The organism is Granulicella sp. L60, from assembly GCF_009765825.1.
In the GTDB taxonomy this organism is placed as follows: Bacteria; Acidobacteriota; Terriglobia; order Terriglobales; family Acidobacteriaceae; genus Edaphobacter.
Genome location: NZ_LMUR01000010.1, coordinates 556328 through 581102, shown reverse-complemented (window position 1 = coordinate 581102; position 24775 = coordinate 556328). Strand labels below are relative to the sequence as shown.

The following is a 24775-nucleotide window of genomic DNA, read 5'->3' as shown; positions in this document are numbered from 1 at the left end:
TGATGTTTCCCGAGATTCAGAATAGACTGCTGGCTTACCGCTTAATTGCATCTCATTTAACACTAACCCCTGTAGAGATGAGGGTTTCGATGCTTATTAAGTCTGAATACGATATTCAATTCCATCTCCCTGTGCCTACGCCTATGGTGGCGATGCTGCATCTGCATCCCTCGTTGGAGCGCCACGTAAAGGGCGGCAACCACTTGAAAGTAGAGCACATCGACCGCGACACGAAGACCGATGTGAAGACGACGGAGTATCACGATGTGTTTGGCAATCGCTGTACGCGGTTTGTGACGCCTGCAGGAGCGATACGCCTGAGCGGACAGAGCGTGGTCGACATCGAAGGGGAGGAAGACCCTATCAATGCCTATGCACAGCAGGCGCAGATCGAAGATCTACCGTCTGAAGTGCTTCAGTTTCTGCTCCCGAGCCGCTACTGCGAGGTAGATAGGTTCGTTCCAATCTCGCAGGATATGTTTGGATGGACGGCGCCCGGATGGGCACGGGCTGCAGCGATTCGCGACTGGGTGCATGAGAAGGTCACGTTCAACTACAAGACCGCGAGGCCCACCAAGACGGCGATGGATGTGTTCACGGAGAGGATCGGCGTGTGCCGCGACTATCAGCACCTGGCGATCACGCTGTCACGCTGCCAGAACATTCCGGCGCGGTATGTGACCGGATATCTGGGGGACATTCGATGGCCCTACAGCGGGCCGGGAGACTTCAGCGCATGGTACGAAGTCTTTCTGGACGGCAGGTGGATGACCATGGATGCGCGTCATAATGAGCCGCGAAGGGGGCGCATCCTGATGGCGACAGGGCGGGACGCCGCAGATGTGGCGATTACGACTTCGTTTGGGAATGCGTTTCTTACGAACTTCTACGTCGACAGCTACGAAGTTCTGGCGGATGGTTCGACGGTGCCGAGTCTGCCAGGTCCGGCCGTTTCCCAGGAGCAGGTCGTGACCGCGATGAACCGCGGCTCGACCGGCGCTGTTCAGGGTTTCGCGGAGTAGAAGGTGTAGGTAGCGCTGTAGGGCACGCGGGTGGTGATGTTGAGGTGCTGGGCGTCGCAGGGGGCGGTAGGAACGTCGCCGCCGTGGGTGGCGGAGCGGCGGATGTACTCCACCCTGGACATTACTCCGGTGCCTTCGGTGGAGGCAGCCTGGAGGAGAAGCCAGGGGATCGCACCGGGCTCGTCGGAGGAGCTCTTTTGAAGCAACTTGCCGGTGACGGTACTACCGTCTTTCGAGCGCCAGATGGGGCCGGCGCCATGGGAGCCGATGGATTTGCCTCGGGCGTTGATGAGATTAGCCTCGGGCGCCTGAAAGACCCATTGCGGCGAACCGGTGGTCTGTTGACAGGTGTAAATCTGCACGCCTTTGCCGGTGGCGGTGAGAATGGCGTGCTGCGATGGCGGCGGGTCGGTGGGTGTTTGTGCGTGTGTAGTAACAAAAGGAAGAATGGTGGCGGCGATAGTCAGGCAGAGGCGGATAGGTAGCGTCATCGATGCCAGTTTACGCCGAGAACAGGCTTACGAGTTTGAAGGAACGAAACGGAGTGTGCCGCGAGGCCGCCGATGGGAGGATACTGGAATGACGATGACAGGTGCAGTAAAGAGTTCAGGCGGGACGGATGCTGACGTGGCAGCGGTTCCAAGCTACTTCCCCGGCAAGCAGTGGCAGCAGGTGCTGGGACGTGATGCCAGCGCGGATGGGCAGTTTGTCTATGCCGTGAGATCAACGAAGGTTTACTGCAAGCCGAGCTGTGCGAGCAGGCGCCCGGCGAAGAAGAATGTGACGTTCTTCCCTACCCCGGCGTTGGCCGAGGCTGCGGGCTATCGCGCATGCAAGCGATGTGAACCGGAGCGCGCCGAGGCCAGGCCTGATCCGCAGGCGGGAGCGATCGCCGCTGTGACGGAGTATCTGAAGGATCACGCCGAAGAGCGTACACGCCTTGCAGATGTAGCTAAGGCCACAGGCGTAGGACGGCTGACGATTCTGCGAGGCTTCAAACGTGTACTGGGTGTGAGTCCGGGACAGTATGCAAAAGAAGCTCGGCTGGAGAGGTTCAAGAGCAAGGTGCGGGAACCGAAGAAGGCAAAGGCTCCGATCACCGATGCGATCTATGATGCGGGATTCGGGTCGAGCAGCAGGCTGTACGAGAAGAGCTCTGCGACGCTGGGAATGACCCCACGCACCATGCGCGAAGGCGGAGCGGGATTGCTGATCCGGTACTGCACGGCGGCAAGTCCGTTGGGACGGATGCTGGTGGCGACGACCGATGTAGGGATCTGCTCGATCGCCTTTGGAAGGGACGATAAGGAGCTGGTCGAGGGCTTGCGCGAGCTGTTCTCCAAGGCGCAACTGGTATCGGCCAAGGGGAATACCGGTTGGCTGGCGGAGGCCGTAGCGTTCGTGTCGAGCCAGTTGGGAGAACATCCGCTGGCGGCGACCTTCCCGCTGGATGTGCGGGCGACGGCATTTCAGCAGCGGGTGTGGAGGGCGTTGCAGAGAATTCCTCGGGGCGAGACACGCAGCTACTCAGAGCTTGCTCTGGAGCTGGGCTCGCCAACGGCCTCGCGTGCTGTGGCCGGGGCATGCGGCGCAAATCCGATCGCCGTGGCGGTGCCGTGTCATCGTGTCGTCGGAAAGGGCGGCGCGTTGACGGGATATCGCTGGGGCGTAGACAGAAAGCGCAGGCTGCTCGAGGCGGAGAAGGGTGGACCCTTGTGAGAGGACTGAGGAGAGAGTGAGTATCGCAAAGAGTAAGCCACTTCCGGATGGCTTCAAGACTTGGATTGTTGTGAGCGTGAGCCTGTTGCTGTTCTCCCTGCTGCTCGTGCTCGGAGATATCGTTGCTGCGTTCGTCTACTTTTCGGATAAGACGAACCCGCTGTGGGTAACTCTGCTAGGGGTAGCGGGAGCGCTCGGCGTGGCGCTGGGGTTTGGTGGACTATTTCTGCTGATGGCGATCGCAGGCTGGCAGTCTTACCGGGAGTCGAGGCGCGTGCAGATTATTCCACCGGCACATGACGTCAGTTCTCAAAGTTAAGCAGATGCAGGTAAGCGGATAAGATGGGGCGATGGAATTGACCGAAGCTGTGGATGGACGTGCGCTGTACTCGAAGATCTCGTGGCGCCTGATTCCATACATCTTCCTGCTGTATATCGTGGCTTACCTGGACCGGGTAAATGTGGGATTCGCAGCTGCCGATCTACAGCGCGATCTGCACTTCAGCAACACTGTGTATGGGACCGGCGCAGGAATATTCTTTTTGGGATCGGTTTTGTTCGATCTGCCAAGCAACCTGATGTTGACGAAGGTTGGCGCGCGCATCTGGATCGCACGCATCATGATCTCCTGGGGAGTTATCTCGACCTGCATGATGTTTATGCATTCGACGGAGTCGTTCTACATACTGCGATTTCTTCTGGGAGTAAGCGAAGCAGGATTTTTCCCTGGCATGATCATCTACCTCACCTACTGGTTCCCAACGCAGGAGCGCGCACGCGCGGTAGCAAAGTTCATGACGGCGACCTCGCTTGCCGGAGTGGTGGGCGGCCCGCTGTCGAGCTACCTGCTGAAGCTGGATGGGCTGGCGGGACTGCGGGGGTGGCAATGGCTGTTTCTGTCGGAGGGAGTCCCGACCATACTGCTCGGCATCTCCGTGCTCTTCGTATTGAAGGATGAGCCATCAAAGGCTAGCTGGCTAAGCCCGGAGGAACGAGCCTGGCTGGAGGGTGAGTTGCAGCGAGATAGGGAGCTATCAGGCGCGTCTGGACATCACAGGCTGATGGACGCTTTCCGTATTCCAGCGTTGTGGGTGCTGGCTGGTGTGTACTTTGTGAGCCAGGTGGGCGTGTACATCGTGAACCTGTGGATGCCGCTGATTCTCACCAGCTTCTCGCACGGGGGCGCGAGCGATACGAGCTTGATTGCACGATATGCGACGTTTCCATACCTAGCCGCGGCGGCAATGACGGTTGTAGTCGGTTGGAGTTCAGACAAGCGCAAGGAGCGGCGCGGGCACATCGCGGCTTGTCTGACACTCTCGGCGGCAGGGTTTGCCTGGGCCGCGTGGGCGCACTCGCTTGCTGCGGCGCTGTGCGCAATGACGTTGGCTGCGGTGGGGCTGTGGAGCATGATGGGTCCGTTCTGGACGCTGACGACGAGCATGTTGAGCGGAACCGCTGCCGCTGGAGCCGTGGCAATTTTGCAGATGGTCGGTGGCATTGGTGGATTTGCCGGGCCGTATATGACAGGACGGCTTCGCGATGCGACTCAGAGCTTCACCGGCGGTCTGTATACCATGAGTGTGCTGGCGCTTGGCGCGGCCACGCTCGCACTGCTGGCAAAGAACATACAGAAGCAGTTACCCATCGAGAGCAAGGGTTAGCCCGCTGCAGACAGGCCATTAGAGCATATCCGGACCAATGATAAAAAGTTGCCTGAAGAGTTCCATCCCACCAACGCCATCCCCGCCGTTTAAGCCGAAATCTAAGGCCTCCAATGGTATTCTGGAGTAGGTAAAAATTTAGCATTCTGAGGTTTTCACAATGGCAACAGCGACGATCGATCACGCGACGAAGGCGGCGGACTACAAGGTAGCGGATATTTCATTGGCGGAGTTTGGCCGCAAAGAGATTGATATCGCCGAGCAGGAGATGCCGGGGCTGATGTCGATCCGCAACAAGTACGCCGCGGGCAAGCCCCTTGCAGGCGTCCGCGTGACCGGCTCGCTGCACATGACCATCCAGACCGCCGTGCTGATCGAGACCATGGTAGCGTTGGGCGCGAAGGTGCGCTGGGCAAGCTGCAACATCTTCTCCACCCAGGACCACGCCGCCGCCGCAATTGCCGCCGCTGGCGTACCGGTGTTTGCTTGGAAGGGCGAGACGCTCGAAGAGTTCTGGTGGTGCACGAACGAGTCGCTGAGCTTCCCAGACGGCAAGGGCGGACTCCTTGGACCGCAGCTTGTCATCGACGACGGCGGCGATGTCACGTTGCTGATTCACAAAGGCGTCGAGATGGAGAAGGGCGACAAATGGATTGATTCGCCGTCCGACTCAACAGAAGAAGATGTGATCAAGACGCTGCTGAAAAAGGTTCACGCGCAGTATCCGACGCGCTGGCAGGATGTAGCCAAGGAGTGGCGCGGCGTCTCCGAAGAGACGACGACCGGCGTTCACCGTCTGTACAAGATGTTCGAGAAGGGCACGCTGCTTGTGCCTGCGATCAACGTCAACGACTCGGTGACGAAGTCGAAGTTCGACAACCTGTACGGCTGCCGCGAGTCGCTGGTCGATGGCATCAAGCGTGCCACCGACGTCATGATCGCAGGCAAGGTTGCGGTGGTCTGCGGCTACGGCGATGTGGGCAAGGGTTCGGCGGCTTCGCTGCGTGGGCTTGGTGCTCGAGTTGTGGTGACGGAGATCGATCCGATCAATGCGCTGCAGGCTGCCATGGAAGGCTATGAAGTCACTACGCTTGAGGAGACGCTGGGCCGCGGCGACATCTACGTCACCTGCACGGGCAACGTCGACATCATCACCGTCGAGCACATGAAGCTGATGAAAGACCAGGCGATCGTGTGCAACATCGGCCACTTCGACAATGAGATCCAGATGGAGAAGCTGAATGCTCTCTCCGGCGTGAAGAAGCTGAATATCAAGCCGCAGGTAGACAAGTACACGTTCGCGACCGGCAACAGCATCTTCGTTCTGGCTGAGGGTCGGCTGGTGAACCTGGGCTGCGCTACTGGGCATCCGAGCTTTGTGATGTCGAACAGCTTTGCCAACCAGACGCTGGCACAGCTTGACCTGTGGAAGAACAAGGACACGTACAAGGTCGGGATCTACATTCTGCCGAAGAAGCTGGACGAAGAGGTTGCACGTCTGCACCTGGAGAAGATCGGCGTGAAGCTGACCACACTTTCGAAGAAGCAGGCTGACTACCTGAGCGTGCCGGTGGAAGGGCCATACAAGGCTGAGCACTACCGCTACTAGTCTTTAACGGTCACAAGAGAACGGCCACCAGAGAATTCATCTGGTGGCCGTTTTCCTTTGTGCTCCACATGAAAAGATTCACTTAGCTCGTGCGACAGCTAGCTTTGAACTTAGCTGGTGGCCACGGCTGAGTTGAAGTCCTCGGCGGTGATGACCTGAAGACCCGGCGCGGTGATCAACTGCTGATCGATGAGAACGATAGTCCTTACAGCACCAGCGGCGTAGGCGACTTGCGGCCCCGTGTAGGAAGGGATCGTGGTGGTCGTGATGGCGGTTCCCGATGGCACCATGACGATGGTGTAAGCACCCGACGGAACATTGAGGTACCCGGTGTTGGTACTGAAGACTACGCCAGTAACCAGCGGAGTGACGGCGGGGAGCTTCTGGCCGGAGGGAACGAGATAGATATCCACGGCGCCGCTGCGTGTAGTTTGATCGATGAAACGCAGCGAGACCTGGCCCGATGGCGCCGGCTGACTCTGATCGGTGAGCGTCTGTTGCTGCAGGTTCGCGAGCGTGTTGCCGACCAGGATGGTGTACTGGGTCGAACCGGCGAAGATGCTCCTGTTTGTAGCTAGTGCCTGCTTGCTTCCCGAGGCGTCCGCATTGATAGTGAAGCTGCCGGGAGCAATGGGGATATACGACGTGATGGTGCCGAAGCCCAGGTTGAAAGCGAGCGCGGTGCTGCCTTCATACATGTCCAGACCCGGAGCATCCGGAGAGGCATTGATAATGCGGACCTGAGCAGCTGGCGCGGTGCTCACAACAGCCTGGCAGCCGGAGAGCAGCGTGAGGGCTCCTGCGACGACAGCAAGGCGAACTACGGGATGGACGAGTTGAAGGGGCTTGAAAAACATAAACCGCCGGCTCGCATGGAGCATGTTGGATTGGAACATCGACACAAACCACTCTAACCGATCCGCAGCCCGCAGGCGATGACGGAATGATATCCCGACGCCGACAAAGATGCCGCTTTCGAGGGATGGATCGAGCGCAAGGGGATGCATCGGGATGCGCATATAAAAGACGAGCGAAGTCCCGGATGCTTTTACGTCTTCCATACCAAAAGACGCAGCGCCCCGGCTACGCATCTAAACTTTACTTATGAAGGCAGAAAACGAGGTTCTGATAATCGGTGCGGGAATGGCCGGACTGACGGCGGCACGCGCGCTGGCCGAAGCAGGAATGAAAGTCCTTGTCGTGGAGGCGCAGGAGCGGATCGGCGGCCGCATCCTGACGAGGCACGTCGGCGATGAGGCAATTGAGCTTGGCGCGGAGTTCATTCACGGGCGACCACCAGAGCTGTGGGCACTCGTCGATGAGGCTGGACTTGAGACCTACGAGCGCGGCGGAGCGCAGATGTGCTTCGAGGACGGAAAGCTCGACAAATGCGGCGACGAGCGGGACAAGATGTTCGAACCGCTGGAGAAGCTGAAGAGCTTCGAAGGCCCGGACGTTAGCTTCGCGGAGTACCTTGACCAGCTTGAGATATCGGCGGAAGAGCGCGGCAGAGCCATCGGCTACGTCGAAGGATTCAACGCAGCCGATCATCGCAAGGCGAGCGCGGCCGCTCTCGGAGCGCAGCAGAAAGCCGAGGACGCAAGTGAGGGCGACCGCCTCTACAGGCTGCGTGGTGGCTACGACCAGCTCCCCGCGTATCTCGCTAAAAAGATCGACGCTTTGGGTGGCAGGCTTTTGACCGGCACCCCCGTGTCCTCAATTCGGTGGAAACCTGGGCAAGCCCAAGTAGTTACAGGTACAGGCAGCTATAGCGCGAAGCATGTCGTGGTGACCCTGCCGCTGGGCGTACTGCAGACCGGTGCTGTTGAAATCTCGCCGCGACCCGACTCCATACTCGAAGCTGCGGGACGTCTGCGCATGGGGCAGGTTCGCCGCTTCACCCTGCTGTTCCGCGACCTGTTCTGGAAGAGACTGGAGCCGCAACCTGAGCTCAACGATCTGAGCTTCCTCTTTGCCTTCTCAGAGATGCCGCCAGTGTGGTGGACACCCCATCCAGAGGTGAGTCATACGATCACGGGCTGGTCGGCGGGCCGCGTTCAGCCGCACTCGCCGACATGGACGAAGAAAAACTCGGCCTCCACGCATGCGTAACGCTGGCAAAGATATTCGCCTTGGACGAGCAACAACTTCGTGGACTATTGCTAGGCTGTCACACCCATGACTGGCAGCACGATCCTCTCTTCCAGGGCGCCTACAGCTACGTGGCTACCGGCGGATTGGACGCGTCGAAGAAGATGTCGGAGCCGGTCGCTGGAACGCTATTCTTCGCCGGGGAGCACACCGACACCACCGGGCATTGGGGCACAGTGCATGCAGCGATGCGCTCCGGGTTGCGGGCCGCGGATCAGATCCTCAACCAGTCAGTCACCAGCCCATCAGGCGAGTGACGCGCTTCTAAGTTCATCTTAACCAGTTCATTAGACTGAGGACCAAACCTATCCCAAAGATCAAACGGATTCCTTCGATGCTTCCAGAGCACAGTCGGACGTATACTTTTGTCGAGATTTCGTCACTGCAAAATAGGTGTAATGTGAAAGGAGAGTGCGGAAACGCTGGGCGCTCGTAATCTTTTTGCTGCATCCAATGGTCAGGACACTATGGCGAACATGAAGAAACTTCTCAATACCCCCGTCGATCACACCCCAAACACAGAGCTGACGATCGATGGACTAAAGGTCCCGGCACACGCGGGTGGACTATTGATCGATCTGCTAAACCAGCGCACCGCAGCCCACGTGCAAAAGCCCGTGCCTCAGGTCTGCTATCTGGAGCAGATGGGACCCATCCAAAGCTGCGATACCTGCATGGTGAAGGTCAACGGGGAGCTGGTTCGCGCATGTGCGACAAAGATTGTCGCAGGGATGAACGTAGAGACTGCGGGCGAGACGGTGGACATCGCACAGCGCGAAGCCTTCGACCGTATCCTGCAGAACCACATGCTCTACTGCACCGTGTGCGATAACAACAACCAGAACTGCACGATCCACAACACCACCGCCGTCCTGGATGTGAAGCACCAGTCGCGCGAGTATAAGCGGAAGCCGTACGAGAAGGACATGTCGAACCCGTTCTACCGCTACGATCCCGATCAGTGCATTCTCTGCGGGCGATGCGTGGAGTCCTGCCAGAACGTACAGGTGAACGAGACGCTTTCGATCGACTGGGAGAGCGACCATCCCCGCGTGCTGTGGGATGGAGGCATGCAGATCGAAGGCTCGAGCTGCGTCTCCTGCGGCCACTGCGTGACGGTCTGTCCGTGCAACGCGCTGATGGAAAAGTCGATGCTGGGCGAGGCCGGTTACATGACCGACCTGCCTACCGCAACGCTCAATAACATGATCGATGTAGTCAAGGGCGTTGAGCCGCCCATCGGGTATGGGCCGATTCTTTCCCTCTCGGAGATGGAAGCCGAGATGCGCAGCGAACGCACCAAGCGCACCAAAACCGTCTGCACCTACTGTGCGGTCGGATGCAGCTTCGAGGTCTGGACCAAAGAGCGCCACATTCTGAAGATCGAACCGACGCACGGTCCGGCCAACGGAATCTCGACCTGCGTGAAGGGCAAGTTCGCCTGGGGACACATCAACTCGGACGACCGGCTCACCAAACCTTTGCTGCGCGACGGTGAAAGCTTCCGCGAGATCGAGTGGGACGAAGCGCTGGACATCATCGAACACACCTTCAAACGCATCAAGAACGAACACGGCCCCGACGCCTTGGCCTTCATCGCCTCTTCGAAGTGCACCAACGAAGAGAGCTATGTGATGCAGAAGCTCGCACGCGCCGTCATCGGTACCAACAACGTGGACAACTGTGCGCGCTACTGCCAGAACCCAGCTACGATGGGCCTGCAACGCACCGTCGGCTACGGCGGCGACTCCGGCTCCATCTCCGATATCGAGAAGGCTGGACTCGTATTGATCGTAGGCGCAAATCCGGCGGAGAATCATCCTGTGCTGGCGACGCGAGTGAAGCGTTCGCACAAGCATCGCGGACAGCGGTTGATTGTCGCAGACTTGCGCAAGCATGAGATGGCCGAACGCGCCGACATCTTCTTCCGCCCCAACCCCTCCACCGACGCCGTATGGATGTGCGCCATGGCGAAGTACATCATCGACAGTGGTCTCGCAAAGATGGACTTCGTCAACAAGTGGGTCAACAACTTTGACGCGTACAAGAAGTCGCTTGAGCCTTACACCATCGAGTACGCGGAGAAGATCACCGGCGTTCCCGCGAATACTCTGACTATGGTGGCACACGAGATCGCCGCCGCGGACGGAGTCTGTATCCTGTTTGCGATGGGCGTCACCCAGCACTGCGGCGGCTCCGACACGGCGACGTCTCTCTCCAATCTCCTGCTCGTAACCGGAAACTACATGCGTCCCGGCGCAGGAGCCTATCCACTTCGCGGCCACAATAATGTGCAAGGCGCCAGCGACTACGGCTCGATGCCGAATGTCTTCTCGGGCTACCAAAAGGTGGATGATCCCGACGTACGCGCGAAGTTCGAGGCCGACTGGGGCGTCAGCTTGCCCACCTCCACGGGCAAGGACAACCACCAGATGATCGATGCCATTCTGGCGGGTACGCTTAAGGCTCTTTACATCAAAGGCGAGGACACCATCACCTCCGACTCCAATGCGAACTTCGTCGGCAGCGCTCTGGAAAAGGTTGAGTTTCTCATCGTGCAGGACATCAACTTCTCCGAGACGGCACGTTATGCGGACCTCGTACTGCCGGCCGCTGCTTCGCTCGAAAAAGATGGGACCTTCACCAGCACGGAGCGGCGCATTCAGCGCATCTACAAGGCGATGGAGCCTCTCGGCGAAGCCAAAGCCGACTGGGAGATCATTCAACTCATCGCAAATCGCATGGGCGGCAACTGGACGTATACGCATCCGTCCGAGATCATGGATGAAGTAGCGCGTCTGACACCGTTGTTTGCCGGCGTCAGCTACCACCGGCTCGAGGGCTTTAACACCCTGCAATGGCCCGTTCACGCCGACGGCACCGACTCCCCGCTTCTCTTCACAGAAAAATTTCCCTTCCCCGACGGTAAGGCGAAGTTCCATCCGGTAGACTATATCCCACCATCGGAGGAGACCAGCTCCATCTACGATCTGCACCTCAACAACGGCCGCCTGCTGGAACACTTCGAGCAGGGCAGCATGACCCTCCGCACCGCAGGCATCAAGGAGATCACGCCGAATAGCTGGATCGAGGTCTCGCCGGAGCTTGCAACCGAGCGCGGAGTCACCACGGGACGATACGTTCAGGTCACCTCGCCGCATGGCAAAGCCAGAGTGCAGGTCTTGGTATCGGACCGCGTGCAAGGCAAACAGCTCTACATGACGCTGAACTCGGTTCATGAACCGGTCAACAGGCTGACGAGCAGCTTCACCGACCGCGACACCCACACGCCTGCATTCAAGGAGACCGCGGTGAACATGACATTGCTGCCCGAACAAGGCGACAATCCCTTGCCCCGCAGAAACTTCCGCTACGGCAAACGCACCCCGCAGAGCGGCCTGGAGATCGAACGCAAGTGGGCACGCGCCGACTACCACCTTCCCGGCACCGCTCCCGCAGATAAGCTCGTTCAGATCACCTCCACCACCGTCTAGCGTTTACCGTCGTCAGGAGCTGTCATGGCAAAACCAATCGCGTTCAAACCCGTCACCGTCGACTTCAAGGCAGATTTTCAGCGCAAACTTGAAAGAGCCCCCGAAGAGCACGCAGAGGCCCTGCTCCTGCTCTACGATGTGCTCGAAGCCGCCCACGAAAAAGGCCTGCTCGATATCCTGCACGGAGCCATCGGAGCAAAGGACACGATCTTCAACACCCTCTCGAAGTATGCCGCGACACCAGAAGGAATCGCCGGTATACGCAACCTACTCACCGCCGCGAAGATCCTGACAGAGCTAGATCCCGAGGTGCTCGACCAGCTCTCGAAGGTGATGTCCGGCGCGACGAAAGAACATCAGCAGGAGAAGAAGGCACCCAGCCTCTGGCAGCTTGCCAAGCGCGCCACAAGCGAGGATAGCCGCCGCGGACTATCGTTCATGACCCTCGTTCTCTCCGGCCTCGGACGCTCATTGAAGGAGTAAGCGGTTTGAGTTAGACCACGCATCGCAAGCGTATAACCTGAACCGCTTCGGCTATGGTCAAATATTAGATGTGACTCATTCCTTCGACATCGGCAATGCTCCCCATAAAGTTCCCGTAGGCCGCGGACGACTCTTTCTCATTGCAGGCCCCTGCGTGCTCGAATCGGAAGGCCACGCGCGCATGCTCGCAGACGCCATCCAACGCATCACCTCCGACCTCAACGTGCCATACATCTTCAAGGCCAGCTATGACAAGGCCAACCGCACCTCCATCAAAAGCTTTCGCGGCCCAGGACTAGTCGAAGGCTGCCGCATCCTGCGCGGCATTCGAGAGAGCACAGGCCTTCCCGTTCTCACAGACGTCCACACCGCTGTCGACTGCGCCATCGTCGCTGAATCGGTCGATGTGCTCCAAATTCCCGCGTTTCTCTGCCGCCAGACCGACCTCCTGATCGCCGCCGCCGAAGCCACCAAGAGCACCGGCGGAGCGATCAACGTAAAGAAAGGCCAGTTCGTCGCCCCATGGGATATGAAGCATGCGGTCGAAAAGATTCGCGAGAGCGGCAACGAGCGCGTCTCGCTAACCGAACGCGGTGCGAGCTTCGGATACAACAACCTCGTCGTCGATATGCGCGCACTGCCGATCATGCGCTCCTTTGCACCGGTGGTCTTCGATGGAACCCACTCCGTGCAGACTCCCTCTGCGGGAAACGGCGTCAGCGGCGGCCAACCGGAGTTCATCCCTGTGCTCACACGCGCCGCAGTCGCAGCGGGCGTTGACGGCATCTTCCTCGAGGTCCACGACAACCCGGCGGAGGCAAAGTCCGACGGAGCCAACGCGCTCCATCTGAACAATCTGCAGGCCGTGCTGGAGCAACTGCTGGCTGTACACGAGGCTGTCACAAAGTAGACGTAAAGATGATGTCCTGCCGGACGGGCCGCTTACTCAGCGGGAGGTCACTTCGTGACGCGCATACCTTGTCGTGGCAGGATCATCCTTTAGGTCCTCCCGCTGGTCGTAATCATCCTGCCGAGCAACGCGAGGCCCACGAATATGGCATCCCCACAACAAGGTATAAAAGTCACGAAGTGACCTCCTCCCCACGAGCAGTGGGTCCGGCCGGCAGGCCATATCTTCAAGTTAAAAAAAACGGCCCCTCAAGCGAGGGGCCAATCTGCCTTGGTTCTCTCTGGTTAGGAGAGGTTTTTGCGAGTGCGCTCTTAGTCGCTATCTCGGCAAACTTGCGGGCGGTGCAGAAGGATACCTGCTACACCGCCCTAGGGGGAGGGCTACTGATTCACCTGCGGTGAACTTACTCCCGTACGGGAGGTGCTAGGAGCAGCCGAGTTCGACGCGGAGTTAGAACCCATCGTCGCCAGACTGTTATGCAGCAGCGTTACGCGAACACCGTTCACGACCGCCTGCTCTCCATCTGCTGGCTTGGCAGTATTCTTGCCAAGGCCTGTCTTGTAGATCCGGAAGACCGGAACTTGATGCTCGGTGACCAGATAGCGGACGACCGAGTCAGCCATCGCCTGTGAGGTCTGGACGCCTGAACGGCTGTAACCCTGAACCTCGATGACGTAACCCTTCTCGCCTGCGAGCGAGGAAGCGAAAGCATCCAGATCGCCTTTAGCCTTGGGTCCGAGAACAGTGTGTCCCGCAACGAACGGAACCGCAGTTTGCGATACCGTCTGATACTGATCCAAACTGCCTACCGTATTGCCAAGTGCATCGGTACGGTTGCTTGCATTCCCTGCCAGTGTCTGCGCAGAGTTCGCACGGTTGCCAGCGTCCTGAGCATGCTGATCGGCGGTGTTGGCCGCATTCATCGCATTCTTGATGCCAGCCTGCGAACGGGAGTCAACATCGCGAATATCGCCTGCATTCTTCGCCTGGAGCTGATCAAGTTCGTTTACCTGTCCCTTGATCGGTGCAACCTGGCGGTTTACCCACTTCTTGCGGGCAAAGGGGTTCATATGGCCCCAAAAGCCTTCCTTTGACTGCTGCTCCAATGGTTTGCCGGTGGCGTAGGTCGCCTTATCGTCCGGGTTCATGGAGCTGTTGGTCGAGCTGGCTGCCGCAGGGTCCGTTCCCTGTGTAGTCTGTGCTGCGGGCGTGCTGGTCTGGGCGAATGCCGAGATACCGAGTGCGCTTCCAAGTAACAGTGCTGGGAGGCCGAAAGTCGTTCCGGATTTCATCATGATTTTTACTCTCCTGTACTGCGATGCGTCTGTGATCAGACGTCAACACGCATAACACTAGAGCATGTCTCATGCCAAACTGGTATTACCACCTATCTCATTGATATAATTACGGTTAATCGAAAGTAAACATTCTCCACAGGTGCGCCATTAGGACCTACTTACGCAAAATCTTCCGATGAGCGGGTAACTATTACCCGGTTACCGCGTTCGTCCAGACGCGCTAACCCATTATTTTGCAGTTACCTCGAAGCCACTTCGATGACGTGAACCTCAGGCATCTGCGTGTTCCAGTTAGGCGGAATGACCTCAAAGATGAGCCTGAAATCCTGCTCATCGCCCGGCTTCAGCGGCGCCGCGCCCACCGGCTGCGTGTCAATGTACGGTTCGCGCGTACGTATCAGCGCCAAGGGAAGAGTCTCCAGTTGTGGAGGCATATTCTCGTCGTTCCGAAACAGCACCTGAACAGTAATGCCAGTAATGGTCTGGCTTCCCGTGTTCTTGATGTGGCCATCGATGAAGGTCGACTTCCCCCCGGAGAGACTCGTAGACTCGCTCATCGCAAGCTGGGTGAGCGGCAGGCTGGACGCGTAGGCGGCAAGCGGCTGGACCGTATTGGACGGCGCCGCCTTCTTACTCCGAGTCGCAAACAGCACCGCCCCGAAGAGGACCAGCACCACCAGCCCGGCCACGCCCCACGCCATCACGGGCATTCCCCCGTCCTCAGGTGGCTTGCTTGCAAACATCTCTGACCGCACAGGGGCGGCAGCAAAGGGTTTATCTGGCTGATTTGGTTCACTCATAAGCAAAAATTCTATACCCGCCCACGCGACGCGACTGCCTCAGCCGCGACGAGGGCGAACCAGAGAAGAATCGCACCCCTAAAAACTTTGCTCGATTTTCATCGCGAACCAGAACTTGTTGGTGCATTATCGCGTTAACCAACATCAAACGTCTGTTGCCAGACAACCCTCTGTCAGCAGACAACGCCAAATCCAAATCGAGGAGAGGCCAACGATGAACCCGCAGAGCCATACGCCGTCGAACCCTCAGATCCCTCTCAATCCCCTCATCGACCATCCACCGGGCCTGCAGCAACTCGCACCGGCCTCATCTGATGCAACCGTTCTCCCAACCGCCGCAGATCGCCTCTATCAGATCGCAGCCCTCACCGCCGGACTGTTTCTCCTCTTCACCCTGCTCTAGCAGCACCTGCCGTACTTCAGCGTCCATCGCTCTAAGCAAAGCTGGCGCGCTTGACCTTCTGCCTGAAGTCTTCTCCCTGCATCTCCACAACCACGCACATCTCCTGCAATCTCGATCGCATGCGTTCGCCGATCCGATCGCCCAGCGTCTCCTCGCGCATCGAGCCCCGTGGGCCGGTCTCAGTCCCCAGCGGACCCGCGTTCGAGTAGTTCGTCGTGATAATCGTGGTCCGGCGGTCGTTGTATCGTGTGTTCAGAATGTGCGCGACGGTGTCCCACACCCAGTCGGTCGGCTTCGATGCGCCAAGCTCATCCAGCACCAGCACCTCGGCGTCAAAAACCGGCGCCAAAATCTCCAGCTCCGTCGCCGCCACCTGACGGTTATAGCTGTGCTGCACCTGCTTCAACAGGTCACGATAGTCGACGAATAGCCCGGTCGCACCACGTTCCGCAACCAAAGCCTGCAGGATGCCCACCGCAAGATGCGTCTTCCCTACCCCAATCGATCCGGTCAGAAGAAGCCCCGTGCCGACAGTCTCCACCGGATACCCCTCGACAAACTTCCTCGCGCGCAGGTGTGCCGATCCCAGGCTGCGGTTCGACGAAGGAAAGTTCGTCTCGTAACTCTCCAGCGAACAATGTTCGTACCGCTTGGGAATGTGCGCCCGCCCCAACATCCGCTCCGCGCGCCGCTGCACCCGGCAGACACAGTCCTGGGCAAACTGCCTGCCATCCTGCTGCAAGACCCGCAGGCCCGACCCACCGCATATCGAACACACTTCACTCATCTTTTGCTCTATCTGGCCGCTACCGATACTCACTGCCGCAGTTCACTGCCAGAACCTGGCCATTGGAGTATCGAGCGTTCCTCCAGTATCGCAGCACCTGAATCCAAATTCCCCTGTGCGAATCCAACTAAAACAGATAAACTGAAACCAACTGCTTGAACGCCTCCTGACCGAGGCGTAAGCGGCGGCGCGACAGGCACTTCGATGTGACGTGAACTCTACCGTTGCAAGCGAACCGCGAGCCGGCAGGCATACAAAGATTAAAGAAAAGGACTATTACCATGCCAAAAGAAGGTATTCACCCAAGCTACAACGCCATCAACGTCAAATGCGCCTGCGGCAGCACCTTTGAGACCCGCTCCACGCACAAGGGCGACATCGTCGTCGAAATCTGCTCCGCCTGCCACCCGTTCTTCACCGGCAAGCAGAAGCTGATCGACACCGCAGGCCGTGTCGAGCGCTTCCGCCGCAAGTTCGCCAAGTCCGACGCAGGCAAGGCCGAGACCGCTGCCACCAAGTAAGCGGAGCCAAAACCACCCAGGGGCCTCCGCCATCCGCGGGGGCCTTTGTCTGTCCCATCACGAAACGTTATGAAAAAGCGCTACACCCTCGAGCAGAAACGCTGGGACTCGCCCAACGAGCACACCATGCCCGAGCACACCCGCGTCCCCGCCAGCTTCACCATCGGCAACGTCCAGATCGCCCCGGCCACAGTCCTCGCCCCCATGGCCGGCGTCACCGACACCGTCTTCCGCCGCTTCATCAAGAACGCCAGCCAGTTTTCCAGCGCCGCTGAGAGCACCGCCGATCACGCCGGAGATACCGCGAACGCCGGAGATACCGCGAACGGCGGAGCTGCAAACGCCGCAAATGTAGACAGCGTCACCTCCAACCAGCAGTCCGGCTGCGGCCTCATCATGACGGAGTTCACCTCCGCCGATGGCCTCTCCCGTATGCGCGAGGTCAAGCGCAAGCGCTACCTCACCTACTACGACGACGAACACCCCATCTCCGCGCAGCTCTTCGGCTCCAACCCCACCACCCTCGCCGACTCCGCGCGCATCGTGCAGGACGCCGGCTTCGACCTCGTCGATCTCAACCTCGGCTGCCCCGCCAAGCGCGTCGTCGCCTGCAACGGCGGCTCCGGCCTGCTGCGCGACCTGCCACTCATTGCGACCCTCTTCAAAAACATCCGCGCCGCCGTCACCATCCCCTTCACCGTCAAGATCCGCATGGGCTGGAACGACAAAAACATCGTCTGCGTCGAGCTTGCGAAGCTCGCCGAAGACTGCGGCCTCAACGCCATCGCCCTCCACGCCCGCACCCGCGAAGATGGCTACACCGGCCAGGCGCGCTGGGAGTACATCGCCGCAGTCAAAGACGCCGTAAACATCCCAGTCATCGGCAACGGCGACATCCGCACTCCCGAAGACGCCGCCGCCATGGTGGACGTCACCCACTGCGACGCCGTCATGATCGGCCGCGCCGCCCCGGCAAACCCATGGATCTTCCGCCAGATCGCGCAGTACACCGCCTCCAAAGAGGCCACCGGCGTCGGCACCTACGACCACCCCACCGACCAGGATCGCTACCGCATGATCCGCACCTACTTCGGCATGTTGGTCGATGAGATTGCACTCGAAGAGGCAGCCGAAGCGGCCCGCGCAGCCGCCATCACCGCTGCCGGTCAGATCGCCCGCGACCAGCGTCACCGCGACTGCGTCGGCAAGATGAAGCAGTTCGCAAGCTGGTTCACCCACGGTGTCCCCGGCGGCAGCGGACTGCGCAAACAGATCTTCGAATCGAAAAACGGCGATTCCGTCCTGGACGCCGTAGACCACTTCTTCGCCACGCGCGCCGAAAGCAAAATCACCGCAGAACCACTACCCGTGGATCAAGACGAATCGCTCTTCGCCTCCGCCGCCTACTGCGACTGATGACGACCTGCGGTCACTTCGTGACTTCCATACCCCTTCGGTCGCTGCTCCCGATGGTCGCCTGAAAGATCTTTCCTGCCGACCAACGGGAGGCCCACGCAAAGCGGTATGAAAGTCACGAAGTGACCGCCCGCCGCGCAGGCGCTTAAGGCACTTTCCTCAGAGTCATGTTCATCGTAGTATCGATCGGCTTTTGCTCCCGATCCAACTGAACCAGCGCCGCACCCTTCTCCTCCACCAAAAATGAATCCGCCCGCTGCGCATCATCTGGGTTGAGCTGATACACCGTCGCATCTGGGTCCGTAGCATCGCCGCGCGACAAGAACCATTCGCCCCGATCCGAAAACGTCACGTCCCCATGCGGAGCCCCGCGATACGTCTGCGTCCGAACATAAAACGCATACGTCGTGTCGTACTTCCCCTTCGCATACAGCCGAAGCACCATATCCAACCCACTGCAATCCGCACAAGGCATCGTCCCCTTATAAGTCCCGAAGAGAACAGCCGTTCCCGCCTGCGGAGCACCCGACCCGATATGCACCCGCACCGAATACGCAGACGTATCCTGTGGAGCCCCACCCGGAACCTTCACCTCAGTCTCGAAACCAAACACCAACGTCACCTCGCCAACCGCCGCCGCATTGAACCGAAACTGCTTGATCTGCACCGGCCCAGCAGCCTTGCTGGCAGGCACCACATCCTCATTCAGAGCCGCCAGCCCAGAACCCTTCGGCAGATGCGACACCCACTGAAAGCCGTTCACATCGCCCGCCGAGAGCTCCACCACAAGCGTGTCCCCCAAAATCAGCGAGACATCCGTCCGGTTATCCGACGCCCCCAGCGTCACCGTCTTCGCCTGCCCAACACCTACACCCATCACCATCAGCAGACCAGCCAACCCCACAGCAAATCTTCCAAAGATCATTGCGAACCTCTCGCCAGCGATCTTATTCCCTTCCACGCTTCCGCCAAACAGCTTTTACCTTCACCCGCCATCGCTCATCCAACGCCACCAGAGTCCACTCCACCCGAGGCGACAGATAGCGCAACACCATCTCCGTCGCAGGATGTATCCGCAGTGCAGGAGCAACCAGATACAGCCGCGGAGCCTCTGTCGACAACCGCAGTCCACCAAAGTATCCATGCCGCTGAAACTCACCCAGCCCCGTCGCCTGATCGAGATGCTGCAGATGATGCCACCGCACCCGCACCCAGTAATCAAGCCCCTGCAAAGCAAGATGCAGATCCTCCTCCGCCTTCAACTCCATCACAGCCAAACGCCCATCACCACCCACGCCAAGCAGGTCCAGCATCCCACGATCCGCCGCCGCAAACGCAGGCACCTGCGTATAAACATGGTCCGTCTTCAAGTGCTCATCGATCGGCGAAACATCGCGCCGCAACACACTCTCCAGCCACCGCTCAGGCTGCATGCGATACAGCGGATCGCGTTTATCCCCGCCGGCAACGCGACGCGCAAACAGCCGTGACACCAACTCCCGTAACTCACTCTCGTTCTCATCCGTCAGCGGGGTCTCATTCGCGCCCGCGCCAAACGTAATCTCCTGCGCGCTATTAAACGAGTTTCCCGCGTACCCCATCCGCACCCGCGCAAACTCCAACCCATGCAGCAAAAACGCAAGCTCCGTTCCGCTGCGGATCCGCTCCTCCACCACCTCGCGCATCGTCTCCGGAACCAGCGCCATCACCCGCGCTCTGGACTCGGCAAACCGCTCCCGTGCCGCCTGTTCATTCGGCGCATGCATCAGCCGCGTCGTCAGATTTCCATGGTCCGCAGCATCGCGCTGCTCCAGTTCTTCGCTCTTCTCATCCAGCTCCCAAAGCTCCCACTGCGCCGCAGACACATTCAGCCACGCCATCCGCGACAGCGTCAGCGTCGCCATACCCCGCGGCACCACCAGCTTCAATCCCTGATACAGCCTGCGCCCATCCCCCGACTCGCGACAATGGTGCAGCCACAGAATCCCCAGCGTCAAAACGCCGTCGACCGTAGCCTGCGTCTCCTCCTCATTCACCGCGATCACAGCCCACGCCTTCTGTCCCTGCACCAGCGATCCCCGCGCATACGCCGGCCCAAAGCTCTTCTCCAGATCCATCGCCGTCCGAAACGCCTCCGGCTTGAACTCCGGAAAACTCCGCACCAGCACACGCTCCAGCACACGCAGATACTTCACCCGCGTCGCCTCTCGCGTAGACGGCGTGCGTCGATCAGGATCAGTCACCAGCTCCAGCGTCTGAGGCTTCGTCTGCCCGAAGCGATGCGTACTCAGCCGCAACACCCCGTTGCGCATCTCCGTCGCACTCACTCGCCGGACCAAATTGCGATCCTCACTCCACAGATGCAGTGTGCAGCGTCCATGTTCAGCCGCCAGCTTGTACTTCGCATCGCGCAAATCGAAGACCACCTTGCCGTCTTCCAGCACCACGGCACGCGGCGACTCAGCTAAAAATGTTTCCACTGCGGCGGAGATCTGTTCCACCGTCTGCGCAGGCTCCGCGGAGGTGGCTCTTGGCGACATAGCCGAACGCTATCACACCTGCATGCACGCAGATGCATCAATGACGCTCAAGATGATCGACGGAACCTACAGAGCAAGCTTGAAGTGAAAGTCCGAGATCCGCAGCCCATTGCGAAAGTAAAACGCATGCGCCTCATGCCGATGCGTTCCCGAGTCCAGCATGAACGTCGTGCACCCGGCCTCGCGTGCCAGTGCGATCAGCCACTTCAGCATTGCCTCGCCATGGCCCTGCGACCGCATCGCCTCATCGGTCACCAGATCGTCCACGTAGAGCGTCCGTCCGCTCCACAGCAGCGTCTGCAGACGAAAGCCCGCAACCGCCGCAACCGCGCCCTTGTCCTCGAGAACCGCCAGCTGATACCCCTCCGCCTGCTGCGTCTGGATGCGGCCCACAAACTCCTCCGCAACCAGCATCGGACGAAGCTGACGCATCACCGGAAAACAGCGATCGATCTCATCCGCGGTCGTAGCAATCTGTATCGTTCTCATGCGCAGGTACGCTACCAGCCCTCTCGGTTGCGCAGATGCGTGATGTGCGCCACATGATGCCGCGAGTGCCACGCATAGGTCAGCGTCGTCAGCTCCACCGTCACCGGACCACTCTCCGGATGATTAAATCCCCGCTGCCACTGCTGATCGTTCAGCGACTGCAGCAGCATCACCCATCGTGCATGCAGCGCCTCAACCAGCTCCAGCGACCACTCCACCGGCGCAGCCGAATCATGCAGCTTCGCCCAAGCCACCTCGTCGTATGGCTTGATCGTCGGCCAGTCCTCAGTCAGCGCGAGCCGTACCCGGATAAACGCATTCATGTGGCTGTCGGCGATATGATGCACCACCTGGCGAAGGCTCCATCCACCCTCGCGATACGGCGCGCCCAGCTGTGCAAAGCTCAACCCATCCACCGCATTGCGCAGGCGCTCCGGCAGCTCCGCCAGCGTACCGATCGCGGAGGTCCGTTCGTCCGGTGAAATAGTCTCAGGCGCCGCAAAGCCGCCAATCGGATATCGCGGGTCAAGTTCGCTCAGCGACATACACCCTCCTCCAGAACTTTATCTTTGCAAGTTAGCACACGACATTGTGTAACCTCTATGAAGAGTTGACCTTGCATCCCTTCGCCACCATGCGCTCGTATCTGATATCTACCCTCACCGTGATGCTGTCCCTAACGCTGGCTCTCACGCCGGCACAGACCGCACACGCGCAGCAGAGCGCCTACGCAGGCTTCGACAAAAACCAGTACCCCGGAGACGCCGCACTCCCCACCCTGCACCGCTACTTCGCCTTCGCCGGATACTGGCTCAACAATCCCCCCGGCGCAACCCACAACACCTGGCAGGGCAAACGCGACGCACTCCTCCATAACGGCTTCGGTTTCCTTGTCCTCGCAAACGGCCGCCTCGACGCCGAGATCACCCATACCAGCAGGTCCACCGCCACCACTCCCGCCGCCCTCGGTGCGAAGGACGCCGCCGCCGCAGTAGCCGCAGCCCAGCGCGAGCACTTCCCCACCGGCGCCATCCTCTTCCTCGACCAGGAAGAAGGCGGCCGCCTCACCTCCTCCCAGTCCGGATACCTCTTCGGCTGGACCGAAGCAGTCGCCCACTCCGGCTACCTCCCCGGAGCCTACGTCAGCGGACAGCCCGTCCCCGACGGCCCCGGCAAGACCATCACCACCGTGCAGGACATCCGCGACCACGTCGCCGCCCAGCACCTTCACCCCGTCGCCATCTGGGTCTATCAGGACGCCTGCCCCCCGGCCAGCGGATGCACCATGCAGCCTCCGCCGCCGAACGCCAGCGGAACCCCAGACGTCACCGCCTGGCAGTACGCCCAATCCCCGCGCCGCCGCGACATCACCGCCTCCTGCAGCAAGACCTACGCCCCCAACGGCAACTGCTACGCCCCCGGCCTTCCCGGCCAGATCCTCGATCTCAACGTAGCCGCCTCATCCGACCCCTCCCACGGACGCTGAACCCGCTCCCCCATCTAATCTGCTCATTTCAATCGCGTAGCGTCTACTCCGAAGCGTCCCTTACGCCGATTCCAGTTGCCCCGGCCCCCTTAGAAGCCTAGAATCAAGAGTAATGACCATAATCCCTCCTGATCACAAGCGATATTTCATCGAAAAGTTGGGAATCTCTGAACGTCTGATGGAGCGCTGCCTCGGGGAAGCACTTTCGGCCGGTGGCGACTACGCCGACCTCTACTTCGAATCGGTCACCTCCACCTCCCTCGGCATCGACGAGTCCCTGGTCAAATCCGCCAGTCAGGGCATCAGCGTAGGCTGCGGCATCCGCGTCCTCTCCGGCGAACGCACCGGCTACGCCTACACCGACGACCTCTCCAGCGACCGCCTCCTCCGCGCCGCACGTACCGCAGCCCTCATCGCCAGCGGCCCGGCCAAAGAGCTCATGAGCGGCTTCCGCCAGACCAGCGACGCCCCCTCGCTCTACCCCGTCGCCGGAGCCACCAGCGACGCCGAGATCGCCGCCAAGCTCGCCCTCATCCAACGCGCCGACAAGGCCGCCCGCGCCTACGACTCCCGCATCACCCAGGTCCGCGCCGGCTTCAACGACGAGCTCCGCCGCATCCTCGTCGCTGCCTCCGACGGCACCTTCGCCTCCGACACTCAGCCCCTCGCCCGCCTCAACGTCTTCGTCATCGCGAAAGACGGCGTCAACACCGCACGCGGCAGCAGCGGAGGCGGCGGACGCGTCACCATGGATTTCTTCGAAGACACCCGCAGCCAGGGCGACGGAGACAAGTCCCCCGAACACTACGCCCGCGAGGCCGCCCGCACCGCCATCCTCCAGCTCGGAGCCATCGAAGCTCCCGCCGGCGAGATGCCCGTCGTCCTCGGCCCCGGCTGGCCCGGCGTTCTCCTTCACGAAGCCGTAGGCCACGGCCTCGAAGCCGACTTCAACCGCAAGAAGACCTCAGCCTTCGCCGGACTCATCGGCCAGAAGGTAGCCAGCGAAAAAGTTACCGTCGTCGACAACGGCCTCATGCCCGGTCGCCGCGGCTCCATCAACATGGATGACGAAGGCAACCCCACCCAGGAGACCGTCCTCATCGAGAACGGCATCCTCAAAGGCTTCCTCTCCGACAAGCTCAACTCGCGCCTCATGGGCATGCCCAACACCGGCAGCGGACGCCGCGAGAGCTACCACCACATCCCCATGCCGCGCATGACCAACACCTACATGCTCAACGGCGACGACATGCCCGAAGACATCATCAAGTCCGTCAAACGCGGCCTCTACGCCGTCAACTTCGGCGGCGGCCAGGTCGACATCACCAACGGCAAGTTCGTCTTCTCGGCCAGCGAAGCCTACCTCATCGAAGACGGCAAGGTCACCCGCCCGGTCAAAGGCGCGACCCTCATCGGCAACGGCCCCGAAGCTCTCAAGTACGTCTCGATGGTTGGAAACGATCTTGCACTCGATGAAGGCATCGGCACCTGCGGCAAGGCCGGGCAGAGCGTGCCCGTCGGCGTAGGCATGCCCACAGTAAAGCTCGACCGCATGACGGTCGGGGGAACAGGACAATAATGGCAGTCGAACGCGAAAAGATGTATGAGTGCGAAGTGAAGCGCCGTCGTGTCAAGGCAGGCGGTGGTTACGAGCCCTTCTGGAAGGTCAAGCCTGTAGTCGACGCACTCGCCGACAGCGACACCGAGTTCCGCTGCAAGGACTGCTTCGGCGTGGTCAAGCTCCTCGGCCGCAACGGCAAAGCCGGCGCCGTGCCCTACGTCGAACACAAATCTCCCGCCGACTCCGAGTACTGCCTCGGCGGTATGTTATTCAAAAAAGCCACCGACGGCCGTCAGCCAAAGCAATCGGACCATCCCGTCGAATAGCCGCTAACGGCACACTCTTCGCACACTCTCTTTTGCACGACAACAGAAAGTAAAACGTAACAGTAAGACTCAACAGCTTCCCTGCAAACGAGGTGC

25 protein-coding genes are annotated in these 24775 nt (G+C 59.9%); 16 read left to right on the top strand and 9 right to left on the bottom strand.

Going from position 1 to position 24775, the window contains the following annotated elements; genetic code table 11:
- Positions 1 to 89 precede the first annotated feature (89 nt).
- On the top strand, positions 90 to 1022 hold the full coding sequence (locus GSQ82_RS05645; RefSeq protein ID WP_174243036.1) for a transglutaminase family protein: 933 nt from the start codon (positions 90 to 92) through the stop codon (positions 1020 to 1022).
- Here the strand turns inward: GSQ82_RS05645 and GSQ82_RS05640 are convergent.
- Positions 1004 to 1513 (bottom strand): DUF3455 domain-containing protein, encoded by a 510-nt coding sequence (locus tag GSQ82_RS05640; protein WP_158791034.1) that lies wholly within the window; start codon positions 1511 to 1513, stop codon positions 1004 to 1006. The two genes, GSQ82_RS05645 and GSQ82_RS05640, sit on opposite strands and share 19 nt — an antisense overlap.
- 88 nt (positions 1514 to 1601) lie before the next feature.
- On the opposite strand from GSQ82_RS05640, the gene GSQ82_RS25435 reads away from it, so the two are divergent.
- From GSQ82_RS25435 to ahcY, 4 genes are all read left to right on the top strand, one after another.
- A complete protein-coding gene (locus GSQ82_RS25435; protein ID WP_158791032.1) occupies positions 1602 to 2741 on the top strand; it encodes a bifunctional transcriptional activator/DNA repair enzyme AdaA in 1140 nt (379 codons plus the stop codon).
- Positions 2742 to 2757: 16 nt separating this feature from the next.
- The gene (locus GSQ82_RS05630; protein ID WP_158791031.1) at positions 2758 to 3060 is read left to right on the top strand and encodes a hypothetical protein; all 303 of its coding nucleotides are present in this window, start codon (positions 2758 to 2760) and stop codon (positions 3058 to 3060) included.
- Between the two features lie 31 nt (positions 3061 to 3091).
- Positions 3092 to 4405: an MFS transporter gene (locus tag GSQ82_RS05625; protein ID WP_158791029.1), complete on the top strand. Its 1314-nt coding sequence runs from the start codon at positions 3092 to 3094 to the stop codon at positions 4403 to 4405.
- A 160-nt stretch (positions 4406 to 4565) separates the two neighbouring features.
- Complete coding sequence (ahcY, locus tag GSQ82_RS05620) at positions 4566 to 6014, top strand: adenosylhomocysteinase (protein ID WP_158791027.1); 1449 nt, start codon at positions 4566 to 4568, stop codon at positions 6012 to 6014.
- A gap of 110 nt (positions 6015 to 6124) precedes the next feature.
- Here ahcY and GSQ82_RS05615 read toward each other — a convergent pair whose 3' ends face one another.
- Positions 6125 to 7075, bottom strand: a complete 951-nt coding sequence (locus tag GSQ82_RS05615) for a DUF4397 domain-containing protein (protein WP_254061443.1) — start codon at positions 7073 to 7075, stop codon at positions 6125 to 6127.
- A 43-nt stretch (positions 7076 to 7118) separates the two neighbouring features.
- On the opposite strand from GSQ82_RS05615, the gene GSQ82_RS05610 reads away from it, so the two are divergent.
- The 5 genes from GSQ82_RS05610 (at position 7119) to kdsA (ending at position 13052) form a co-directional block, all read left to right on the top strand.
- Positions 7119 to 8126, top strand: coding sequence for an NAD(P)/FAD-dependent oxidoreductase (locus tag GSQ82_RS05610; protein ID WP_158791025.1), 1008 nt, complete (start codon positions 7119 to 7121; stop codon positions 8124 to 8126).
- Positions 8090 to 8422 (top strand): FAD-dependent oxidoreductase, encoded by a 333-nt coding sequence (locus GSQ82_RS05605; protein ID WP_158791023.1) that lies wholly within the window; start codon positions 8090 to 8092, stop codon positions 8420 to 8422. The genes GSQ82_RS05610 and GSQ82_RS05605 overlap by 37 nt, the downstream gene beginning before the upstream one ends.
- 210 nt (positions 8423 to 8632) lie before the next feature.
- On the top strand, positions 8633 to 11659 hold the full coding sequence (gene fdhF / locus GSQ82_RS05600; RefSeq protein WP_158791021.1) for a formate dehydrogenase subunit alpha: 3027 nt from the start codon (positions 8633 to 8635) through the stop codon (positions 11657 to 11659).
- 24 nt (positions 11660 to 11683) lie between these two features.
- Positions 11684 to 12142, top strand: coding sequence for a DUF1641 domain-containing protein (locus GSQ82_RS05595; RefSeq protein WP_158791019.1), 459 nt, complete (start codon positions 11684 to 11686; stop codon positions 12140 to 12142).
- 70 nt (positions 12143 to 12212) lie between these two features.
- Complete coding sequence (gene kdsA, locus GSQ82_RS05590) at positions 12213 to 13052, top strand: 3-deoxy-8-phosphooctulonate synthase (RefSeq protein ID WP_158791017.1); 840 nt, start codon at positions 12213 to 12215, stop codon at positions 13050 to 13052.
- Positions 13053 to 13432: 380 nt separating this feature from the next.
- Here kdsA and GSQ82_RS05585 read toward each other — a convergent pair whose 3' ends face one another.
- Both GSQ82_RS05585 and GSQ82_RS05580 read right to left on the bottom strand, forming a co-directional pair.
- A complete protein-coding gene (locus GSQ82_RS05585) occupies positions 13433 to 14347 on the bottom strand; it encodes an OmpA family protein (RefSeq protein WP_158791015.1) in 915 nt (304 codons plus the stop codon).
- A 242-nt stretch (positions 14348 to 14589) separates the two neighbouring features.
- The gene (locus GSQ82_RS05580) at positions 14590 to 15150 is read right to left on the bottom strand and encodes a DUF2393 family protein (RefSeq protein ID WP_158791013.1); all 561 of its coding nucleotides are present in this window, start codon (positions 15148 to 15150) and stop codon (positions 14590 to 14592) included.
- 214 nt (positions 15151 to 15364) lie between these two features.
- On the opposite strand from GSQ82_RS05580, the gene GSQ82_RS05575 reads away from it, so the two are divergent.
- The gene (locus GSQ82_RS05575; protein WP_158791011.1) at positions 15365 to 15553 is read left to right on the top strand and encodes a hypothetical protein; all 189 of its coding nucleotides are present in this window, start codon (positions 15365 to 15367) and stop codon (positions 15551 to 15553) included.
- 31 nt (positions 15554 to 15584) lie between these two features.
- Here GSQ82_RS05575 and GSQ82_RS05570 read toward each other — a convergent pair whose 3' ends face one another.
- Positions 15585 to 16340 carry an ATP-binding protein gene (locus tag GSQ82_RS05570; RefSeq protein ID WP_158791009.1) on the bottom strand — a complete coding sequence of 252 codons (756 nt, stop codon included), beginning with the start codon at positions 16338 to 16340 and terminating at the stop codon, positions 15585 to 15587.
- Positions 16341 to 16621: 281 nt separating this feature from the next.
- On the opposite strand from GSQ82_RS05570, the gene rpmE reads away from it, so the two are divergent.
- On the top strand, positions 16622 to 16861 hold the full coding sequence (rpmE, locus tag GSQ82_RS05565; RefSeq protein ID WP_158791007.1) for a 50S ribosomal protein L31: 240 nt from the start codon (positions 16622 to 16624) through the stop codon (positions 16859 to 16861).
- Positions 16862 to 16930: 69 nt separating this feature from the next.
- The gene (locus tag GSQ82_RS05560; protein ID WP_158791005.1) at positions 16931 to 18277 is read left to right on the top strand and encodes a tRNA-dihydrouridine synthase; all 1347 of its coding nucleotides are present in this window, start codon (positions 16931 to 16933) and stop codon (positions 18275 to 18277) included.
- A 145-nt stretch (positions 18278 to 18422) separates the two neighbouring features.
- Here the strand turns inward: GSQ82_RS05560 and GSQ82_RS05555 are convergent, their stop codons facing one another.
- The 4 genes from GSQ82_RS05555 to GSQ82_RS05540 form a co-directional block, all read right to left on the bottom strand.
- The gene (locus GSQ82_RS05555; RefSeq protein ID WP_158791003.1) at positions 18423 to 19202 is read right to left on the bottom strand and encodes a copper resistance protein NlpE; all 780 of its coding nucleotides are present in this window, start codon (positions 19200 to 19202) and stop codon (positions 18423 to 18425) included.
- A gap of 22 nt (positions 19203 to 19224) precedes the next feature.
- Positions 19225 to 20817 carry a hypothetical protein gene (locus tag GSQ82_RS05550; protein WP_158791001.1) on the bottom strand — a complete coding sequence of 531 codons (1593 nt, stop codon included), beginning with the start codon at positions 20815 to 20817 and terminating at the stop codon, positions 19225 to 19227.
- 66 nt (positions 20818 to 20883) lie between these two features.
- Entirely contained in the window at positions 20884 to 21306 is a 423-nt protein-coding gene (locus GSQ82_RS05545; RefSeq protein WP_158790999.1) for a GNAT family N-acetyltransferase, read from the bottom strand.
- Between the two features lie 11 nt (positions 21307 to 21317).
- Positions 21318 to 21851: a YfiT family bacillithiol transferase gene (locus tag GSQ82_RS05540; protein WP_158790997.1), complete on the bottom strand. Its 534-nt coding sequence runs from the start codon at positions 21849 to 21851 to the stop codon at positions 21318 to 21320.
- 65 nt (positions 21852 to 21916) lie between these two features.
- Between GSQ82_RS05540 and GSQ82_RS05535 the strand changes: the two genes are divergently transcribed.
- The 3 genes from GSQ82_RS05535 (at position 21917) to GSQ82_RS05525 (ending at position 24679) form a co-directional block, all read left to right on the top strand.
- A complete protein-coding gene (locus tag GSQ82_RS05535; protein WP_254061442.1) occupies positions 21917 to 22792 on the top strand; it encodes a glycoside hydrolase domain-containing protein in 876 nt (291 codons plus the stop codon).
- Positions 22793 to 22904: 112 nt separating this feature from the next.
- Positions 22905 to 24371, top strand: coding sequence for a metalloprotease TldD (gene tldD / locus GSQ82_RS05530; RefSeq protein WP_158790996.1), 1467 nt, complete (start codon positions 22905 to 22907; stop codon positions 24369 to 24371).
- On the top strand, positions 24371 to 24679 hold the full coding sequence (locus GSQ82_RS05525; RefSeq protein WP_158790995.1) for a hypothetical protein: 309 nt from the start codon (positions 24371 to 24373) through the stop codon (positions 24677 to 24679). Before tldD ends, GSQ82_RS05525 begins: the two co-directional genes overlap by 1 nt.
- The last annotated feature ends 96 nt before the right edge of the window (positions 24680 to 24775 follow it).

Excerpts from the sequence above, each read along its gene's own strand:
- GSQ82_RS05645 (WP_174243036.1), top strand. The coding sequence starts at position 90 with ATGCTTATTAAGTCTGAATACGATATTCAATTCCATCTCCCTGTGCCT.
- GSQ82_RS05640 (WP_158791034.1), bottom strand. The coding sequence starts at position 1,513 with ATGACGCTACCTATCCGCCTCTGCCTGACTATCGCCGCCACCATTCTT.
- GSQ82_RS25435 (WP_158791032.1), top strand. The coding sequence starts at position 1,602 with ATGACGATGACAGGTGCAGTAAAGAGTTCAGGCGGGACGGATGCTGAC.
- GSQ82_RS05625 (WP_158791029.1), top strand. The coding sequence starts at position 3,092 with ATGGAATTGACCGAAGCTGTGGATGGACGTGCGCTGTACTCGAAGATC.
- ahcY (WP_158791027.1), top strand. The coding sequence starts at position 4,566 with ATGGCAACAGCGACGATCGATCACGCGACGAAGGCGGCGGACTACAAG.
- GSQ82_RS05615 (WP_254061443.1), bottom strand. The coding sequence starts at position 7,075 with ATGGAAGACGTAAAAGCATCCGGGACTTCGCTCGTCTTTTATATGCGC.
- GSQ82_RS05610 (WP_158791025.1), top strand. The coding sequence starts at position 7,119 with ATGAAGGCAGAAAACGAGGTTCTGATAATCGGTGCGGGAATGGCCGGA.
- GSQ82_RS05605 (WP_158791023.1), top strand. The coding sequence starts at position 8,090 with ATGGACGAAGAAAAACTCGGCCTCCACGCATGCGTAACGCTGGCAAAG.
- fdhF (WP_158791021.1), top strand. The coding sequence starts at position 8,633 with ATGGCGAACATGAAGAAACTTCTCAATACCCCCGTCGATCACACCCCA.
- GSQ82_RS05595 (WP_158791019.1), top strand. The coding sequence starts at position 11,684 with ATGGCAAAACCAATCGCGTTCAAACCCGTCACCGTCGACTTCAAGGCA.
- GSQ82_RS05585 (WP_158791015.1), bottom strand. The coding sequence starts at position 14,347 with ATGATGAAATCCGGAACGACTTTCGGCCTCCCAGCACTGTTACTTGGA.
- GSQ82_RS05580 (WP_158791013.1), bottom strand. The coding sequence starts at position 15,150 with ATGAGTGAACCAAATCAGCCAGATAAACCCTTTGCTGCCGCCCCTGTG.
- GSQ82_RS05575 (WP_158791011.1), top strand. The coding sequence starts at position 15,365 with ATGAACCCGCAGAGCCATACGCCGTCGAACCCTCAGATCCCTCTCAAT.
- GSQ82_RS05570 (WP_158791009.1), bottom strand. The coding sequence starts at position 16,340 with ATGAGTGAAGTGTGTTCGATATGCGGTGGGTCGGGCCTGCGGGTCTTG.
- rpmE (WP_158791007.1), top strand. The coding sequence starts at position 16,622 with ATGCCAAAAGAAGGTATTCACCCAAGCTACAACGCCATCAACGTCAAA.
- GSQ82_RS05560 (WP_158791005.1), top strand. The coding sequence starts at position 16,931 with ATGAAAAAGCGCTACACCCTCGAGCAGAAACGCTGGGACTCGCCCAAC.
- GSQ82_RS05555 (WP_158791003.1), bottom strand. The coding sequence starts at position 19,202 with ATGATCTTTGGAAGATTTGCTGTGGGGTTGGCTGGTCTGCTGATGGTG.
- GSQ82_RS05550 (WP_158791001.1), bottom strand. The coding sequence starts at position 20,817 with ATGTCGCCAAGAGCCACCTCCGCGGAGCCTGCGCAGACGGTGGAACAG.
- GSQ82_RS05545 (WP_158790999.1), bottom strand. The coding sequence starts at position 21,306 with ATGAGAACGATACAGATTGCTACGACCGCGGATGAGATCGATCGCTGT.
- GSQ82_RS05540 (WP_158790997.1), bottom strand. The coding sequence starts at position 21,851 with ATGTCGCTGAGCGAACTTGACCCGCGATATCCGATTGGCGGCTTTGCG.
- tldD (WP_158790996.1), top strand. The coding sequence starts at position 22,905 with ATGACCATAATCCCTCCTGATCACAAGCGATATTTCATCGAAAAGTTG.
- GSQ82_RS05525 (WP_158790995.1), top strand. The coding sequence starts at position 24,371 with ATGGCAGTCGAACGCGAAAAGATGTATGAGTGCGAAGTGAAGCGCCGT.